At 68.6% G+C, this 18,198-nt stretch carries 14 protein-coding genes; 6 read left to right on the plus strand and 8 right to left on the minus strand.

Going from position 1 to position 18,198, the window contains the following annotated elements; genetic code table 11:
* Positions 1-52: 52 nt before the first annotated feature.
* From Q9R17_RS09150 to Q9R17_RS09160, 3 genes are read right to left on the minus strand one after another with little or no spacing between them, the layout of a single operon-like run.
* Complete coding sequence (locus tag Q9R17_RS09150; protein ID WP_308158099.1) at positions 53-1,210, minus strand: ROK family protein; 1,158 nt, start codon at positions 1,208-1,210, stop codon at positions 53-55.
* Entirely contained in the window at positions 1,207-2,463 is a 1,257-nt protein-coding gene (locus tag Q9R17_RS09155) for an MFS transporter (RefSeq protein WP_308158100.1), read from the minus strand. Before Q9R17_RS09155 ends, Q9R17_RS09150 begins: the two co-directional genes overlap by 4 nt.
* 46 nt (positions 2,464-2,509) lie before the next feature.
* On the minus strand, positions 2,510-3,148 hold the full coding sequence (locus tag Q9R17_RS09160) for a response regulator transcription factor (RefSeq protein WP_308158101.1): 639 nt from the start codon (positions 3,146-3,148) through the stop codon (positions 2,510-2,512).
* Between the two features lie 64 nt (positions 3,149-3,212).
* Here Q9R17_RS09160 and Q9R17_RS09165 point away from each other — a divergent pair, with 64 nt between their 5' ends.
* The gene (locus tag Q9R17_RS09165) at positions 3,213-6,785 is read left to right on the plus strand and encodes a transporter substrate-binding domain-containing protein (protein ID WP_308158102.1); all 3,573 of its coding nucleotides are present in this window, start codon (positions 3,213-3,215) and stop codon (positions 6,783-6,785) included.
* On the opposite strand, the gene Q9R17_RS09170 is transcribed toward Q9R17_RS09165, so the two are convergent.
* Together Q9R17_RS09170 and Q9R17_RS09175 are read right to left on the minus strand one after the other, a co-directional pair.
* The gene (locus tag Q9R17_RS09170) at positions 6,779-7,186 is read right to left on the minus strand and encodes a c-type cytochrome (protein ID WP_308158103.1); all 408 of its coding nucleotides are present in this window, start codon (positions 7,184-7,186) and stop codon (positions 6,779-6,781) included. The two genes, Q9R17_RS09165 and Q9R17_RS09170, sit on opposite strands and share 7 nt — an antisense overlap.
* 71 nt (positions 7,187-7,257) lie before the next feature.
* Positions 7,258-8,934: an electron transfer flavoprotein-ubiquinone oxidoreductase gene (locus Q9R17_RS09175; RefSeq protein WP_308158104.1), complete on the minus strand. Its 1,677-nt coding sequence runs from the start codon at positions 8,932-8,934 to the stop codon at positions 7,258-7,260.
* Between the two features lie 301 nt (positions 8,935-9,235).
* On the opposite strand from Q9R17_RS09175, the gene Q9R17_RS09180 reads away from it, so the two are divergent.
* Positions 9,236-10,399 carry an acyl-CoA dehydrogenase family protein gene (locus tag Q9R17_RS09180; RefSeq protein WP_308158105.1) on the plus strand — a complete coding sequence of 388 codons (1,164 nt, stop codon included), beginning with the start codon at positions 9,236-9,238 and terminating at the stop codon, positions 10,397-10,399.
* Positions 10,400-10,793: 394 nt separating this feature from the next.
* Here the strand turns inward: Q9R17_RS09180 and Q9R17_RS09185 are convergent, their stop codons facing one another.
* Positions 10,794-11,273: a tRNA (cytidine(34)-2'-O)-methyltransferase gene (locus tag Q9R17_RS09185; protein ID WP_308158106.1), complete on the minus strand. Its 480-nt coding sequence runs from the start codon at positions 11,271-11,273 to the stop codon at positions 10,794-10,796.
* Positions 11,274-11,343: 70 nt separating this feature from the next.
* Positions 11,344-11,820, minus strand: a complete 477-nt coding sequence (locus Q9R17_RS09190) for a hypothetical protein (RefSeq protein WP_308158107.1) — start codon at positions 11,818-11,820, stop codon at positions 11,344-11,346.
* 395 nt (positions 11,821-12,215) lie between these two features.
* Between Q9R17_RS09190 and Q9R17_RS09195 the strand changes: the two genes are divergently transcribed.
* The 4 genes from Q9R17_RS09195 to Q9R17_RS09210 all read left to right on the plus strand — a co-directional run bounded on the left by Q9R17_RS09195 (position 12,216) and on the right by Q9R17_RS09210 (position 17,643).
* Positions 12,216-15,065, plus strand: coding sequence for a pitrilysin family protein (locus Q9R17_RS09195; protein ID WP_308158108.1), 2,850 nt, complete (start codon positions 12,216-12,218; stop codon positions 15,063-15,065).
* Between the two features lie 140 nt (positions 15,066-15,205).
* Positions 15,206-15,523 carry a DUF4156 domain-containing protein gene (locus Q9R17_RS09200; protein WP_308158109.1) on the plus strand — a complete coding sequence of 106 codons (318 nt, stop codon included), beginning with the start codon at positions 15,206-15,208 and terminating at the stop codon, positions 15,521-15,523.
* A gap of 101 nt (positions 15,524-15,624) precedes the next feature.
* Complete coding sequence (locus tag Q9R17_RS09205) at positions 15,625-16,641, plus strand: 3-oxoacyl-ACP synthase III (protein ID WP_308158110.1); 1,017 nt, start codon at positions 15,625-15,627, stop codon at positions 16,639-16,641.
* A 111-nt stretch (positions 16,642-16,752) separates the two neighbouring features.
* A complete protein-coding gene (locus tag Q9R17_RS09210; RefSeq protein WP_308158111.1) occupies positions 16,753-17,643 on the plus strand; it encodes an alpha/beta fold hydrolase in 891 nt (296 codons plus the stop codon).
* A 120-nt stretch (positions 17,644-17,763) separates the two neighbouring features.
* Here Q9R17_RS09210 and Q9R17_RS09215 read toward each other — a convergent pair whose 3' ends face one another.
* Entirely contained in the window at positions 17,764-18,135 is a 372-nt protein-coding gene (locus Q9R17_RS09215; protein WP_308158112.1) for a YkgJ family cysteine cluster protein, read from the minus strand.
* Positions 18,136-18,198 lie beyond the last annotated feature (63 nt).

An 18,198-nucleotide genomic window follows, 5' to 3' on the forward strand; every position in this document is an offset into this window, starting at 1 on the left:
AAATAAACAATTAAAGCCGGCGGCCCGCCAGATCCTGCACGGTGCGGGCGGCCTACCCGATCCCGTCCGCGCCCAGCTGGTGGATCGGCAGCAGGGCGGCACCGACGGCCACCGCTGAGCCGCCCAGCCGCGAAACATGCACCACCGGGTGGCGCAGGATGTCCAGCGCACTGCTCCAGCGCGCCGGCTGCAGGTGCTGGCCGACGGCTTCCAGCACCGGCCGTGGCAGCGAACCGGACAGGATCACCGCACCCGGGTCCAGCCAGGCCACGCCGGTGTTGGCGGCAAACCCCAGCTGCTCGCCGGCGCGCGCGGCCCACGCCTGGACCACCTCGGCATGGCGGTCCAGGTGGTGTTCCAGATCGAACAGCGAATGGATGTCCGCGCCGGCTTCACGCAGGGTGGCCAGCAGGTCGATGCCGGATGGGCGCGGGGCGGCCATGCGGAACAGGCGGCCGATATCGCCGGCATTGCCGAATTCACCGCGCATCACGTCGCGGCGGTGGATCACCCCGCCGCCCACGCCGTGGCCCAGGTACAGCAGCAGGGCCGAGGCACACTCGCCGATCAGGCCGCTGTCGTAGTACTCGGCCAGTGCGGCCAGGGTGGCATCGTTTTCCACCCATACCGGGAAGCCGAAGTAGTCCTCGTAGAAATGGTCGTTGTCGATCTCGCGCCAGCCATGCAGCCAGTCCACGGTGTGCCGGCGCGAAGGACCGGTCTGCACTGCCGGGCCCGGCACGGCAACGCCCAGGCCGAGGAAGCGCGAGCGCATCAGCCCGCTCTGCGTGGCCAGTACGCGCAGGCGCTGGTCCACCGCATGCACGAAGTCGTTCGGGTCCGGGCTGTCGAACGCCATCACATCGCGGGTGACGATGTGGCCGGCGAAATCGACCAGGGCGATTTCCAGCCAGCCCGGGTGCACCGTGGCGCCGGCGGCGTAGCCGGCCTTGCCCGACAGCGCCAGTGGCACCGAGGGACGCCCGCGCTGGCCGGCCAGCACCTGGCCGCGTTCTTCCACCACGTCCAGCATCAGCAGCTCGCGGGTCAACCGGGTCAGCGCGCCGTTGTGCATGCCCAGCTGCTGGGCGATGGTGATGCGCGGGGTCGGTCCCAGCGTGCGCAGCAGCCAGATGATCCGCTTGTGGTCGGTGTCCAGGGTGATCAGCGGGCGGCGCGTGGCGCTGATGGGCGGGGAAGCAACGCTCATGGCCGTCCCCCGGGCAGCCACGGCGCGCGCGCCTGCCCCCGCCGCGCGTCCAGTGCCAGTGCGGCGATGGACAGCATGCCGCCGCTGATGGTGAGCAGCAGCACCGTGTCCAGTGCGCCGGCATGACGGGCCTCGGCGGCGGCCAGCACCTGCCCCAGCAGCAGCGAGGACAGCGCAATGGACAGCTTCATGGTGCCGGTCAGCAGCGCAAAGCAGGTCAGGTCGTCATGGCGCCCGGTCCGCGCGGCGTGATGGCGGGCGATCAGCGCCGTGCGTCGCCACAGGATCAGCCCGACCCCGGCCAGGCACACCCCGTACCCGGCCGCGCAGGTGATCGCCAGCGCGGCCGGTGGCTGCGCCAGCAGCAGGCCGACGCAGCCCCAGCCGGCCACGGTCTGCACGATGATGGTGCGCAGTTCGCTGCCCAGCGACCGTTGCATGCCGGTGGTGATCCACGGGGCCAGCACCATGCCGGCGACCATCGCGAAGGTCAGCGCAGCGCCGTTGGCGATGAACGGGAACACACGCCCGGCCAGGCCGGTCAGCGCAGTCTCGGCGGCGATGGCCACCAGCACCGGCCCCAGCGCGGCCATCGGCAGGGCGACGCTGCGGCCATGCGCGCGGGCCATGGCCAGTGGCGGTGCGCGCCAGCAGGCCAGCGGAACCGCTGCCAGCAGCACCAGTGCGCCGATCGCCAGGCTGATCCGCCACTCGTTGCCGGCCTGTGCGGGCCCGGCATCGCCCACCACGGCAAACAGGGCGGCCGCGATGCACAGCTTGGACGCCGGCACGACCCGTGCCCGGTTGGTCACGTAGCGCTCGGCATCGGCGTCGTCGGCCGGCAGCAGCGAGGTCAGTGCGTTCTGCGCGACATCGAATACGGCATAGCAGGTGCGGAACAACAGCGATGCTGCCAGCAACCAGGCCAGGCGCTCTTCGCCACCGCTGGCCAGGGCGGGGTGGAACAGCAGGCAGGCGCTGGCCGCGGTGCCTGCTCCCCCGGCCAGCTGCAGGCGCAGGGCGGTGCGGCGCTGGTCACGCACGGCGGTGAACAGTGCGGCCAGCAGCAGGTCCAGGACGGCGCTGTAGGCCAGCGAAACAAACAGCAGTTGCCCGGTCTGGGCCGCCGGCAGGCCCAACCGGGCGTGCAGGTAATAGCCCAGCGCCAGATCGGTGAACGACCAGGACAGGGTGCGGGCGAAATGGCCGGCGGCATGGAGCCGGCGGGGCAGGGCGGGGGCAGCCGGGGGCATGGCACGCAGGGAAGGGGCCGGGTCCGCCCCTTGTACTACCGCTTCGTTACAGCTTGCCGTCGCGCAGGTAGTCGAACAGTTCCGCGTCGCCCTTCAGGCCCAGCTTCTGCATGGCATCGCCTTTCTGGCGGCTGATGGTGCTCACGCTCTTGTGCAGCTGCAGCGAAATCTCCTTGACCGTCATCCCGGTGCCCAGCAGGCGCAGCACCTCCACCTCGCGTGGCGACAACGGCCGGCCTTCCTCCTCGGCGATGCGCTCGCTGCCGGCGGCGTCCACGCGCTCCTTCAGCGTCCGGCTGAGGTAGGACTGGCCGCGCTGCACGCTCTGGATCGCCTGGGGCAGTTCGTCCATCGACGATCCCTTGTCCACCAGGCCCAGCACGCCGGCCTCGCGCACCATGCGCAGGATCGCCAGGTTGCTCGACACGCTGAGCATCACGATCGGCAGGTCCGGGTGGCGGCGGCGGATCATGCCGATCATCGCAAAGCCGTCGGCCTGCGGGCTGCCGGGCATGGAATAGTCGGTGACCAGCAGGTCGCAGGGCTGGCTGGCCAGCAGCTGGATCAGGGCCTGTGCGTCGCCGGCTTCGGCCACCACCCGGCCTACGCCGCTGGATTCGATCACGGAACGGGTCCCGATGCGGACCACGGGATGATCGTCGGCGATGATGATGCGTAGAGTCATGGACTAGTATGGTTCGGCCGGCCCGCGACGGTTGCGTTCCTGGCATTACTGGGAGATTGGACGAATGCGGAGCGGGTCGTTGTCCTGGCTGCTGCTGCTGGCTTTCCTGGTGCTGCCGGCCGCTGCCCAGCCGGCAGCCGGGCCGCTGCCCCTGACCAGTGCACAGCGCGAATACCTCCTGGCCCACCCTACCATCGTTGTCGGCTATTACGACAGCGGCTGGCCGCCGTTCGAGGCGGTGCGCGGGGAGCGCGTGGAGGGCATGGGGCCGGAAATTCTGTCGCAATTGGCAGATCGGTTGGGGCTGCAGCTGCGCCTGCGGCGGCTGGACAGCTGGGCCGAGGTGCTCAATGCCGCCTGCCGTGGCGAGATCGACGTGGTGATGAATGTGTCGCAGAACAGCGAGCGCAACCGTTGCCTGATCTATACGGCGCCGTACGTCCAGTCGCCGTTGGCCATTGTCGGCCGCATCGGTGACCTGAAGGCCGCACGGAATCCGGATCTTGACGGCTTGCGCGTGGTGGTCGAACAGAATTTCCTTACCGGTCCCCAGGTACGGGCGCGGTATCCGCGGGCACGGCAGCAGGTGGCGGCGTCGACGCTGCAGGCCTTGAAACTGGTTGAAGACGACAAGGCGGACGTCTTCATCGGCAATGCCTATGTGGCTGACCGCCTGATCGCCACCCAGGCACTGACCCGCCTGGAACTGATGCGGGCCAGCGACCTGCCACTGGAACGCCTGCACCTGGGTATCGCCACCGGCAGGCCGCTGCTGGCCGATGCGTTCGATCGCGCACTGGCGGCACAGAGCCAGTCCAGCCGGGATGCGTTGGCCGCGCGCTGGCTGCCGGTCCCGCGCTGGTCCACGCCGGCCGGTGCCGCGCTCAGCGATGCCGAGCGCCAGGTGCTGCGGCAGCCCCTGCGGATCGGTTTCGCCCCCAATGCTGCGCCGCTGGCGTTTACCGGCGCGGACGGTGCGCCGTCAGGGCTGGTCAGCGGCTACCTGCGGCTGCTGGAGGATGCCGGCGCGCACCTGCGGCCGCAGGCCAGCGTGGACTGGTTCGACGTGCGCGAGAAGCTGCGCCGTGGCGAACTCGATGCATTGATGGGCATTCCCAACGACGCCTCCTACCTGGGGCCGGACTGGGTGTTCAGCCAACCGTTCATCACGGTGCCCAACGTCATCGTCACCCGGCGTGGCAGTCCGCCGATGCTGGGCCTGGCCGACCTGCAGGGGCGCCGGGTACTGGTATCGGACCCGCAGCGGGTGCGCGGCTATGTGCTGCGGCAGGCACCGCAGGCGCGGCTGGTGGCCGCGCGCAGCTTCGAACAGGCGCTGGAACGGCTGGCCGACGGTGAGGCCGACGCGATGGTTGGCAACCTGGCGGTCGTGGACCGGCTGATCCGTGAACGCTTCGCCCATCGCCTGCAGGTTGCCGCGCCGGCCGGCTTCAACGATGCGCTGGCACTGGCCGTGGATGGCCGCCATGCCGCACTGGCCACCACCTTCGACCGTCTGCTGGCGCAGCAGAGCCCGCAGCAGCGCGATGCGCTGCGGGCCACGTGGCTGGAGGCGCCGCCGCCCCGGGAACCCTTCAGCTGGCGCCCGCGTGGCTGGGGGCTGCCCGTGCTGCTGGTGCTGGCCACGGCCCTGCTGGTGTTCGCCTGGGGCCATTGGCGGCTGCGCCGCGAAGTCGCCCACCGCCGGCATGTGGAACAGCGCCTGGCCGATGTCACCCTGAACCTGCCGGCGATCGTCTACCAGGCCCACCGTGATGCCGAGGGCGTGCTGCGCTTTCCCTTCATTGCCGGTGACACGCGCGGCCTGTTCGGCATCGACCGCCAGCAGGCAATGGACGATGCGCAGGCCCTGCTGGCACGCATCGACCCGCGTGACCGGGCGGCAGTGGAACAGGCCATCGACAGCGCGGCACGCGGCTTTGATTCACTGGCCTTCGAGTTCCGCGTGGCCGGTGGCGAGCAGGCGCGCTGGGTACGCACCCAGGCCCACCCTTATGCAGCCGAAGCAGGTGCGGTGACCTGGAGCGGCTACTGGGTTGATGTCACCGACGCCCGCCAGCAGGCCGATGCCCTGGCGGCCGCCAAGGTCGAGGCGGAACAGGCCGCCGATGCACGTTCGCGCTTCCTGGCGACCATGAGCCATGAAATCCGCACGCCGATGGGCGGCGTGCTGGGCATGCTGGAAGTCCTGGCCCATTCCCCGCTCGATGGCCACCAGCAGGGCATCCTGCGCACCATCGGCGATTCGGCCGAGATGCTGCGGCAGATCCTCGATGACATCCTGGACTACTCGCGCATCGAAGCCGGCGCATTGCGGCTGGAGCCGGTACCGCTGCAGCTGCGGCCCTTGCTGGAAGGCGTGGTGCGGCTGCTGTCGGCCCAGGCCAGCACGCGCGGCCTGGACCTGCAGGTCGATATCGACCCGCAGCTGGCGGCGGCCCATGAAGTGGATGGCGTGCGCCTGCGCCAGGTGGTGTTCAACCTGCTGGGCAACGCCATCAAGTTCACGCCCAAGGGCAGCGTGCGGCTGCAGGTGGACGTGCTGGAGGAAGACCACGAGCAGGGCACGCAGTCACTGCGGTTGACCGTATCGGACACCGGTGTGGGCATCGCACCGGAACAGATGGAACGCCTGTTCGAACCGTTCCAGCAGGCCGGCGCCTATACGCAGCGCGATTTCGGCGGCACCGGCCTGGGCCTGAGCATCTGCCAGCGGCTGGTGACCATGATGGGGGGCGAACTGGCCCTGCACAGTGCCCTGGGCGAGGGGACCCGCGTGGAGGTGATGCTGGTGCTGGGCGTGGCACGCAGCGAAGACGTGGCACTGCTGGCCGCCGAGCAGGCGCAGTCGGTGCTGCTGCCTGCCGCGTTGCGGCAGGCCCGCGTGCTGGTGGCCGAAGACCACCCCACCAACCAGGCGATGATGGCCTGGCGGCTGCAGCAGCTGGGCGTGCCGCACGTGCTGGTGGAGGATGGCCAGCAGGCCCTGGACCTGTTGGCCAGCGAGCCGTTCGACCTGGTCATCACCGATTGCCGCATGCCGGTGCTCGATGGTTTTGCCTTTACCCGCGTGCTGCGCGAGCGCGAGGGCCGCAGCGGGCAGCCCCGGCTGCCGGTGCTGGCACTGACCGCCAGCGTGCTTGACGAGGATACCCGCCGCTGCCGCGAAGCCGGCATGGACGATGTGCTGGCCAAGCCGCTGACGCTGGCCACGCTGCGCCATGCCCTGCTGCGCTGGCTGCCGGCCGTGCCGCTGCAGGCCGCGCCGGCGGCGGCCCCGTCGCCGGCCGATGCCGGCGGCGATGAAGGGCTGCGCGCGCAGCTGGAACAGCGCTTCGGCCCACAGGTGGCGCTGCAGCTGTGCGACAGCCTGCAGCAGAGCGGTGCGCAGGACCTGCCCGCCCTGCGCGATGCGATCGATCGCCGTGACCGCGATGCCGTTGCCGGCCTGCTGCATCGCCAGGCCGGCGCGCTGGGCGCGATCGGTGCCACCGCGCGGGTCACCCATGCCACGGCATTGATCGAGGCGCTGCGTGCACAGCAGGACTGGCCGGATGCGGAACTGCGTGCCTTCGCCGATGACCTGCAGCAGATGCTGCGGGCGTTGGATCAATGATCGGCAGCAGCGGCCGGCTGCTGCAGCTGCTGCAGGTAGGCGATCACCAGCGCGCGTCGTTCCGGGCTGGGAAAGGCGTTGTACATGCGCGTGCCGGGCACCATCCGGGTCGGTGACTGCAGGAACGCATCCAGTGTCTGGGCGCTCCAGGTGATGTCGGCGCGGCGCATGGCCGGCGAGTAGCCGTAATCGGGCAGGCTGCCGGCGCGGCGGCCGAGCACGCCGTGCAGGTTCGGCCCGAAGCGGTGAATGCCGCCGGCCGTGGTGGTGTGGCAGCCAGCGCAGATCTCGAACGCCTGCGCCATCGCCTGCTGGCGGGCCTGTTCCGGGCTGGATGGGGCCGGCGCGCGCTGGCAGCCGCTGGCCAGCGCGAGGGCAGCCAGCAGCACGGGGGTCATCATCGGAGGCATCGGCGCAGCATAGCGCCCACGCACCGGGCAGGCGCTGCGACACCCGGTCGCAGCGCGCGTGCTTACATGCCCGAGTAGTTCGGGCCGCCGCCGCCCTGCGGAGTCACCCAGACGATGTTCTGGGTCGGGTCCTTGATGTCGCAGGTCTTGCAGTGCACGCAGTTCTGCGCGTTGATCTGCAGCCGCTGCTCGCCGGCATCGCCGACGAATTCGTACACGCCGGCCGGGCAGTAACGCGCTTCCGGGCCCGCGTATTCGGCCAGGTTCACCTGCACCGGGATGCTGGCATCCTTCAGCGTCAGGTGGCTGGGCTGGTCTTCCTCGTGGTTGGTGCTGCTCAGGAACACCGAGCTGAGGCGGTCGAAGGTCAGCACGCCATCGGGCTTGGGGTAGGCGATGCGCGTGTGCTTGGCCGCCGGTTCCAGGCAGGCATGGTCCGGCGTGCTGTGGCGCAGGGTCCACGGCGGGTTGCGCACGCCCAGCTTCGGCAGCAGCCACTGCTCGATGCCGGTCATCACCGTGGCCACGGCCTGGCCCTTCTTGAACCACTGCTTGAAGTTCTTGGCCAGCTGCAGTTCGGCGTGCAGCCAGCTGGCCTCGAATGCCTGCGGGTAGGCACTCAGTTCATCGTGCTGGCGGCCGGCGGCGATCGCATCGAAGGCGGCATCGGCGCACAGCATGCCGGTCTTGATGGCGGCGTGGCTGCCCTTGATGCGGCTGACGTTGAGGTAGCCGGCTTCGCAGCCCACCAGCGCGCCGCCGGGGAACACCGTCTTCGGCAGCGACATCAGGCCACCGGCGGTGATCGCGCGGGCACCGTAGCCGATGCGGGTGCCGCCCTCCAGGTGCTTGCGGATCTCCGGGTGGGTCTTGAAGCGCTGGAATTCCTCGAACGGGCTCAGCCACGGGTTCTTGTAGTCCAGGCCGACCACATAGCCGATGGCGACCTTGCCGCCGTCGGCGTGGTACAGGAACGCGCCGCCGTAGGTGTCATTGTCCAGCGGCCAGCCGGCGGCGTGCACCACCAGGCCCGGCTCGTGCTTTGCCGGATCGATCTGCCACAGTTCCTTGATGCCGATGCCATAGGCCTGCGGGTCCTTGCCGGCGTCCAGCGCGTAGTTGGCGATCAGCTGGCGGCCCAGGTGGCCACGCGCGCCTTCGGCGAACACGGTGTACTTCGCATGCAGGGCCATGCCGCGCTCGAAGGCCGGGCCCGGGCTGCCATCCTTCTCGATGCCCATGTCGCCGGTGGCCACGCCGATCACCGCGCCGTCGGTGCCGTACAGCACCTCGGCGGCCGGGAAGCCGGGGAAGATAGCCACTTCCAGTGCTTCGGCCTGCTGAGCCAGCCAGCGGGTGACCTCGCCCAGGCTGATGATGTAGTTGCCTTCGTTGTGGAAGCATTCCGGCAGGAAGGCATGCGGGGTGCGGCGCGCGCCGGTTTCATTCAGGAACAGGAACTCGTCGCGGGTGACCTTCTGCTTCAGCGGTGCGCCGCGCTCGGCCCAGTCCGGGAACAGTTCGGTCAGCGCACGCGGGTCCATCACCGCCCCGGACAGGATGTGCGCGCCCGGCTCGGAGCCCTTTTCCAGCACGCACACCGACAGTTCGCGACCGGCGTCGATCGCGCGCTGGCGCAGGCGGATCGCGGTGGCCAGGCCGGCCGGACCGGCACCGACGATCACCACGTCGAATTCCATTACTTCACGCGGGGGCAGGGCGTTGGCTTCAGCGCTCATCGATTGCATGACTCGTGGGTAGTGCCGGCCAGGAGGCCGCCGGCGGTTGCCTGGGAATCGCGCGTGCAGCCACGGCGAAACGGTTGTTTGAATGTGTCAGGGTACCGTTCCGCGCCGGATCCAGCTAGATCGCCGATGTTCACGTCGCGATTGCTGCATTGCAGCGTACGTGGCTTCGGCAGCCGCCAACCTTGGTTGGCGCCTGCAGAAATACCAGCGCCGACCAAGGTCGGCCTCTACCCGTGCACCAACCCCGTCTGGATGACCGACAATGGCCATGTCCTGACTGCGTGTGAGTGCCATGGCTTTGCATCCGTACGACCTGTTCGATGTCCGTTCCCTGCTCAGCGAGGACGAGCGCGCGGTGCAGGACAGCGTGGCCCGCTTCGTCGACCAGCGGGTGCTGCCGATCATCGGCGATGCCTTCGATCAGGCCCGCTTCCCGCAGGAACTGGTGCCGGACATCGCCGCGCTGGGCCTGCTCGGCCCGACCCTGCCGGCCGAGTACGGCGGCGGTGGCCTGGGCGCGGTCAGCTACGGTCTGATCTGCCAGGAGCTGGAGCGCGGCGATTCGGGCCTGCGCAGCTTCGTGTCGGTGCAGAGCTCGCTGTGCATGTACCCGATCTTCGCCTATGGCAGCGAAGAACAGCGCCGCCAGTGGCTGCCGCCGATGGCGCGCGGCGAACTGATCGGCTGCTTCGGCCTGACCGAAGCGCATGGCGGCTCCGACCCGGCCAGCATGAAGACCCGCGCCGTGCGCGACGGCAGCGACTGGCGCATCAATGGCAGCAAGATGTGGATCACCAGCGGCCCGGTGGCCGACCTGGCCATCGTCTGGGCGCAGACCGAGGATGGCATCCAGGGTTTCGTGCTGGAAAAGGGCATGCCCGGCTTCACCGCACAGGAGATCAAGCACAAGATGAGCCTGCGTGCCTCGCTGACCGGCGCGCTGTTCTTCGATGACGTGCGCGTGCCCGACAGCCATCGCCTGCCGAACGTGAAGGGGCTCAAGGGCCCGCTGGGCTGCCTGACCCAGGCCCGCTTCGGCATCAGCTGGGGTCCGATCGGGGCGGCGATTGCCTGCCTGGATGAAGCGCTGGGCTATGCCAAGGAGCGCGTGCTGTTCGGCCGCCCGCTGGCCGCCACCCAGAGCGCGCAGATCAAGCTGGCCGAGATGGCCCGCCGCATCACCACCGCGCAGCTGCTGGCCCTGCAGCTGGGGCGCCTGAAGGAAGCCGGCCAGCTGCAGCCGCAGCAGGTCAGCCTGGCCAAGTGGAACAACTGCCGCATGGCCATCGACATCGCCCGCGAGTGTCGTGATCTGCTCGGTGGTGCCGGCATCACCACCGAACACGTGGCGATCCGCCATGCGCTGAACCTGGAATCGGTGATCACCTATGAAGGCACCGAGACCGTGCACCAGCTGGTGATCGGCCGCGAACTGACCGGCATCAACGCGTTCTGACCGGCGTACGGAACCCCCATCCACGCATGGCGTGGATCTACGGGGGGCCACGACCCGTGACCGGCTTCTGGTAGCTGCCAACCTTGGTTGGCACGGCGAAGGCGCGTGAACGGCATCCACGCATGGCGTGGATCTACCGGGCTGCGGTCCGGGGCCGGCTTCTGGTAGCTGCCAACCTTGGTTGGCACGGCGAAGGCGCGCGAACGGCATCCACGCATGGCGTGGATCTACCGGGCTGCGGTCCGGGGCCGGCTTCTGGGGTAGCTGCCAACCTTGGTTGGCACGGCGAAAGTGCGCGAACGGCATCCACGCATGGCGTGGATCTACCGGGCTGCGGTCCGGGACCGGCTTCTGGTAGCTGCCAACCTTGGTTGGCACAACGGTTGCGCGCGGATTACGCGCCGCCGGCAAACGCGTGCTGGCGCCAGGCTTCATACATCACCACGGCCACGGTGTTGGACAGATTGAGGCTGCGGTTGCCCGGCCGCATCGGCAGGCGCAGGCGGCGGCCTTCGGGCAGGGCATCGAGCAGGTCCTGCGGCAGGCCGCGGCTCTCGGGGCCGAACAGGAACGCATCGCCATCTTCAAAGGCCACGCTGTCGTAGCGCACGCTGGCCCGGGTACTGAGTGCGAACAACCGTTTCGGAGCGATCCGCGCCAGCGCGGTGTCCAGGTCGGGGTGCACCTGCAGGCGCGAATACTCGTGGTAGTCCAGCCCGGCACGCTTGAGCTGCTTGTCTTCCAGTACGAAGCCGAGCGGCTCGACCAGGTGCAGCTGCGCGCCGGTGTTGGCGCAGAGCCGGATCACATTGCCCGTGTTGGGCGGGATTTCCGGTTGGAACAGGATCACGTGGAACAAGGGCGCGGCATTCATCGGCGCAGTGTACCTGCGACGGCCGCCGCCTATACGGCGCACGCCCTGCACGGGGCAGGGCGAACGCCGGTTACGGGCGCAGCAGGACCTGGGCGGTTTCGGTGGCCAGGGCCTGCAGGTCGGCAGCGCTCGGGCGCACCTGCAGGGCCGGCAGGTTGGTGATCACCTGGTTGGCGACGCTGGTGGCGGCAGCGGCTAGGGTGGCGGCGTAACGCTGGGCTTCCAGTTCGGCGGCCAGGGCCACGCGCTGTTCCAGGCTCGGGCGCACTTCCACCGAGGCCAGGGTGGTGATCGGCATCGCGGCAGCAACCGGGGCGGCCAGGTAGCCGCTGCGCTCGGCCAGCTGGTCGGCGCTCGGGCGCACTTCCACGGTGGCCAGGGTCGGGATGCCGCTGGCCTGTTCCCAGGCCTGCTGGGCCAGCTGGTCGGCGGCCGGACGGACCTGCACGGTGGACAGGGTCTTGATGGATTCGGAGGCCTGCACCGACGAAACAACCGCGGTGCCGGCAATCAGGGCGATGGCGATGGCAATGGTCTTGGCGTTCATGACGGGGCCTGTTTAGTGTTGGTGATCAGTGGTGTGGTAGTAAGGTAGTACACCAATTCTGGGCATGCAAGGAAAATTTTCGATTTCCTGCATTTGTTCATTCTTCAGTCAGCTTTTGTCTGAAGCCCTTCCTGGCGCAGGAAGTACCAAGCAATCCCCGTGCCAACTTTTAGTTGTTGATTTGAAAGGGATTTCAATGACGCTCGGCGTGTCCGCCGGGCGGACACCTGTCCGATCCATGGGCAGCGGACACTGTCCGGACGGCAGAACACGCCCGGCGTGACCGTGTCCTGCGTCCTGTCCACCGCAACGCCCCCAGTGACTGTTGGCGCATAGGCGGCCCGCCGGGCCACGCGCTAGGATCGGCCTTCATCTACGTGACCAAGGATCTGGATATGCGTGCCACCCTGCGCCCCCGTACCGCGCTGCTGGCGGTTGCCCTCAGCACCGCCCTGGCCGGTGTTGCCCCCACGCCGCTGCTGGCCAGGCCGGCCACCGCGCCGGCCAAGGTCGACATTCCCTTCGAGCAGTTCACCCTGCCCAACGGCCTGCGCGTGGTGGTGCACACCGACCGCAAGGCGCCGATCGTGGCGGTGAACATCTGGTACCACGTGGGCAGCAAGGACGAACCGGCCGGCCGCACCGGTTTCGCGCACCTGTTCGAGCACCTGATGTTCCAGCGCAGCGAAAACCACGACGGCGAGTACTTCGAACCGTTCAAGCAGGTGGGTGTGACCGGGCAGAACGGCACCACCAACACCGACCGCACCAACTACTTCGAGAATGTGCCGACCACCGCGCTGGACATGGCGCTGTGGATGGAATCGGACCGCATGGGCCACTTGCTCGGTGCGATCGACCAGGCGGCGCTGGATGAGCAGCGCGGCGTGGTGCAGAACGAGAAGCGCCAGGGCGAGAACCAGCCCTACGGCCAGGTCTGGGAGGTCATGAACCGCGCGCTGTACCCGAAGGGCCATCCGTACCACCACAGCGTCATCGGCTCGATGAACGACCTCAACGCGGCATCGCTGGAGGACGTGAAGACCTGGTTCCGCACGTGGTACGGCCCGAACAACGCCGTGCTGGTGCTGGCCGGTGATATCGACGTGGCCACCGCCAAGGAAAAGGTCGCCCGCTACTTCGGTTCCATCCCGGCCGGCCCGAGCATGGCCCAGCCCAAGGTGGACGTTGCCAAGCGCAGCGAAACCACCCGCGAAGTGATGAGTGACAAGGTGCCGCAGCCGCGCATCTACCGCGCCTGGAACGTCGCCCAGGTGGGCACCACCGATGTCGACCAGCTGCAGCTGCTGGCGCAGGTGCTGGGCGGGGCCAAGTCCTCGCGCCTGGGCAAGCGCCTGCAGCACGACGACAAGCTGGTGGACTGGGTCAGCTCCGATGTCTTCTCCTCGCAGCTGGGCTCCAAGTTCGTGGTCGCCGCCACCGTCAAGCAGGGCGTTGACCCGGCCAAGGTGGAAGCGATCATCGATGAGGAACTGCGCCGCCTGCTGGCCGACGGCCCGACCGCCGACGAACTGGCGCGCGCCAAGACCGCTTTCCGTGCCGGCTTCATCCGCGGCATCGAGCGTATCGGCGGCTTCGGTGGCAAGGCCGATGCACTGGCCGAATGCACCGTGTTCGAGGGCGACCCGGGGTGCTTCCGTACTTCGCTGGCGAACATCGACAACGCCAGCGGCGCCGACCTGCGCAAGGCCGGCAGTGAATGGCTGGGCGTGGGCAGCCACACCGTGGTGGTCGAGCCCGGTGCCCGCGTAGCGCTGCAGGAAGAGCCCAGCGTTGTGCCCAAGCCGTTCAACGTACCGGCGGTGGACCCGGCGTTCCGCACCCTGCCGCAGCAGGTCGACCGCAGCACCGGTGTGCCCAGGACCGCCAGCTTCCCGGAACTGAAGTTCCCGCAGCTGCACCGCGCCACCCTGAAGAACGGCACCCAGGTGATCCTGGCTGAACGCCATGACATTCCGGTCGTGCAGTTCAGCTACACCTTCCCGGGTGGCTACAGCGCCGATCAGGGCCGCAAGCCGGGTACCGCCGCCTTCACCCTGGGCGTGCTGGACGAAGGTGCGGGTGCGCTCAATGCCCTGGCCTTCGCCGATGCCGCCGACGCCCTGGGCGCCGAGCTCGGTGCCGGGGCCAGCCTGGACAGCGCCAGTGGCTACCTGTCGGCGCTGAAGGAGAACCTGGCCCCGTCGCTGGCCCTGTACAGCCAGATGCTGCGCCAGCCGCGCTTCGACCAGAGCGAGATCGACCGGGTCAAGGCCAGCTGGATCGCCGGCATCAAGCAGGAGAAGGCCAACCCGGGCCGCGTGGCGCTGCGTGTGCTGCCGCCGCTGCTGTACGGCAAGGGCCACCCCTATGCCATTCCCTTCAGCGGCACCGGCGATGAAGACGCCATTGCCGCGCTGACCCGGCAGGACCTGGTGGACTTCCACCGCGACTGGCTGCGCCCGGAGCAGGGCACGCTGATCGTGGTCGGCGACACCACCCTGAAGGAAGTGGTGCCGCTGCTGGACAAGCAGTTCGGTGACTGGAAGAGCACCGGCCCGGCACCGCAGGTGAAGGCCGCCAGCACCGTCGCCCTGCCGAGCGCCCCGCGCGTGTTCCTGATCGACCAGCCCGGCGCGATCCAGGCCAACCTGTTCGCCGGCCAGCTGGTGCCGCCGACCGAGGATGCCGGCAGCACCCGCTTCGACATCGCCAACGGCGTGCTCGGTGGTGACTTCACCTCGCGCCTGAACATGAACCTGCGCGAGGACAAGCACTGGTCCTATGGCGTCGGCTCCTCGGCCCCCAACGCCCTGGGCCAGCGCCCGTGGATCGTCAGCGCACCGGTGCAGATCGACAAGACCGGCCCGGCGCTGGATGAGCTGCGCAAGGACATCACCGCCTTCGCCACCGGCAGCAAGCCGGCGTCCGAGGCCGAGGTGTCCCGCATCCGCAACATCCAGACCCTGAGCCTGCCCGGCGCCTACGAGACCGCCAGCGCGGTGATGAGCACCATCGCTTCGATGGTCCAGTACCAGCGCCCGGACGACTACGTGTTCAAGCGCAAGGCCGAGATCGAGGCGATGACCCCGGCACAGGTGCAGGAAGCGGCCAAGCGCCTGCAGCCCGGGGCCCTGACCTGGGTGGTGGTCGGCGACCTGAAGCAGACCGAAGCCCCGGTGCGCGCCCTGAAGCTGGGCGAGGTGACCGTGATCGACGCCGAAGGCAACCCGGTCAAGAAGTAAGGTGGGAACACCGGTCCGCCTCCGGGCGGGCCGGTGGCTGCGGGGGAGCGCCGGGCCCTGCCCGGTGCGCGCGGCCCCCGGCTATCCCTCATTCACGCCATTCAGGCAGAATCGTCCCCATACCCTTCCAGGATCTGCCCATGCGCGTTCTGCTGCTTTCCACCCTGCTGCTGTCCGTCACCGCCTGTACCTGGGTGCCGATCGAACCGGTGGGCAAGACCGTGCGCGTGCTGCCGGCCGGCCCGGCCCCGTCGGGCTGCATCACCAAGGGCGAGATCGTGGTGACCGTGAAGAGCAAGGTCGGCTTCTACAACCGCAACCCGCTGCGTGTTCAGGAAGAGCTGGAAACCCTGGCCCGCAACGAGGCCCCCAGTGCCGGCGCCAATGCGGTGCAGTCCGCGGCCCCGGTGGCCGATGGCAGCCAGCGCTTCAACGCCTTCCAGTGCCCGCCGCGCTGAACGGCGACCATACGGCCAAGGCTGAATTCGTAAAGATGCGGTGAAAGCCCGGGGGTTATAGAATAGCGCCCCCTTTTGCCTGAGCCTTGGCGCTAACCTCGATGCTCTTCAAGAATGTCTCGATCGCCGGCCTGGCACACGTCGATGCGCCGCACACGCTGACGACCAAGGAAATCAACGAACGCCTGCAGCCGACGCTGGATCGCCTGGGCATCCGCACCGATGTGCTCGGCGATATCGCCGGCGTGCACGCCCGCCGCCTGTGGGATAACGGCGTGCTGGCCTCCGACGCGGCCACCATGGCCGGCCGCAAGGCGCTGGAAGACGCCGGCATCGCCGCGACCCAGGTGGGCCTGCTGGTCAACACCTCGGTCAGCCGCGACTACCTGGAGCCGTCCACCGCCTCGATCGTGTCCGGCAACCTGGGCGTCAGCGACGAGTGCATGACCTTCGATGTCGCCAATGCCTGCCTGGCCTTCATCAACGGCATGGATATCGCCGCGCGCATGATCGAGCGTGGCGACATCGACTACGCGCTGGTGGTGGATGGCGAGACCGCCAACCTGGTGTATGAAAAGACCCTGGAGCGCATGACCGCCCCGGACGTCACCGCCGACGATTTCCGCAACGAACTGGCGGCGCTGACCACCGGTTCGGGCGCGGCGGCGATGGTGATGGCACGGTCGGAGCTGGTGCCCGACGCCCCGCGCTACAAGGGGGGCGTGACCCGTTCGGCCACCGAATGGAACCAGCTGTGCCTGGGCAACCTGGACCGCATGGTCACCGACACCCGCATGCTGCTGATCGAAGGCATCAAGCTGGCGCAGAAGACCTTCTCCGCCGCCAAGATCGCCCTGGGCTGGGCCGTGGAAGAGCTGGACCAGTTCGTGATCCACCAGGTCAGCCAGCCGCACACCGCCGCGTTCATCAAGAACTTCGGCATCGACCCGAAGAAGGTCATGACCATCTTCGGCGAGCACGGCAACATCGGCCCGGCCTCGGTGCCGATCGTGCTGAGCAAGCTCAAGCAGCTGGGCAAGCTGAAGAAGGGCGACCGCATCGCGCTTCTGGGCATCGGCTCGGGCCTGAACTGCTCGATGGCTGAAGTGGTCTGGTAAAAAAGTCACCGCTGACCTGCCGCGCGATCGCCAATCGCGCGCGACGGACAGCGATGATTTTTCCAAGTGTCCAAGGGCCGGTTTACCGGCCCTTTCTACAGGTGCGATCCGATGTCCAAGCTCCCCGGTTACCCCGCTCACCCGCAGCGTTTCGAGGTGCGTCCCGGCCTGTCGATGAACTATCTCGACGAGGGCCCGCGCGACGGCGACGTGGTGGTGATGGTGCACGGCAATCCGTCGTGGAGCTATTACTGGCGCACGCTGGTGGCCGGCCTGTCGGACACATACCGCTGCATCGTGCCCGACCACATCGGCATGGGCCTGTCGGACAAGCCCGATGACAACCGCTACGAGTACACGCTGCAGTCGCGCGTGGACGACCTTGATACGCTGCTCAGGCACCTGGGCATCACCGGCCCGGTGACCCTGGCCGTGCACGACTGGGGCGGCATGATCGGCTTCGGCTGGGCGCTGTCGCACCACGACCAGGTCAAGCGCCTGGTGGTGCTCAACACCGCCGCCTTCCCGATGCCGGCGGCGAAGAAGATGCCGTGGCAGATCGCGCTGGGCCGGCACTGGACGATCGGCGAGTGGATCATCCGCACCTTCAACGCGTTCTCGTCCGGCGCCTCGTGGCTGGGCGTGGAGCGGAAGATGCCGGCCGACGTGCGCCGCGCCTACGTGTCGCCCTACAACAGCTATGCCAACCGCATCAGCACCATCCGCTTCATGCAGGACATCCCGCTGTCACCGGCCGACAAGGCCTGGTCGCTGCTGGAGCGTGCCGGCCAGGCGCTGCCGTCGTTCGCCGACCGCCCGGCCTTCATCGGCTGGGGCCTGCGCGACTTCGTGTTCGACCACCACTTCCTGAAGGGTTTCCAGGCCGCATTGCCGCAGGCGCAGGTGCATGCCTTCGAAGACGCCGGGCACTACGTGCTGGAAGACAAGCACGAGGTGCTGGTGCCGGAGATCCGCGCGTTCCTTGAAGCGAACCCGCTGTAACCCGGTCCAGGCCAGCCCGTCCTGGCAGCGCGGTTCATCCATCGGTAGCGCCAGGCCATGCCTGGCGTTGTCGTATCCGGGGTCGGATCCGTTCCGCAGGCAGGGCGCTGGCCCTGCCCGTCACGCTGTGGCCGGGTTGCTGCCGTTGTCTTTCCAGTCCGCCGGCGTCAGCGGGTCCAGCCCATAGGCGATGCGGGCCTTGTCGCACTGCGGGCTGGCCTTGCCGTATTCCCACGAGGCATCCACCTCGCGGCACACGCTGGGCCGGTTGGGGTGGATCGTGCAGCGCGAGTACACGCCGATCTGCGCATCCAGCGCCACGCAGCGAACCGGTTTGGAATGGGTGCCACGCATGCACAGCCGGTGCGGGTCGAGCACTTCGGTCAGCTGGTGCGGCACGCCGCCGGGGGTGACCTCGTCTGATTCCATCCAGTGGAAGGCCACGCGGTACTGGGTGCAGCAGGCGCCGCAGGTCATGCAGGGGTGTTGCATGGGCAAGCCGCCTCGGGCGGCAGTCGGAATCGGATCGAGGGTGCGGATTTTCCACGAAGCAGG

Source organism: Stenotrophomonas sp. 24(2023) (genome assembly GCF_030913365.1).
GTDB lineage: Bacteria > Pseudomonadota > Gammaproteobacteria > Xanthomonadales > Xanthomonadaceae > Stenotrophomonas.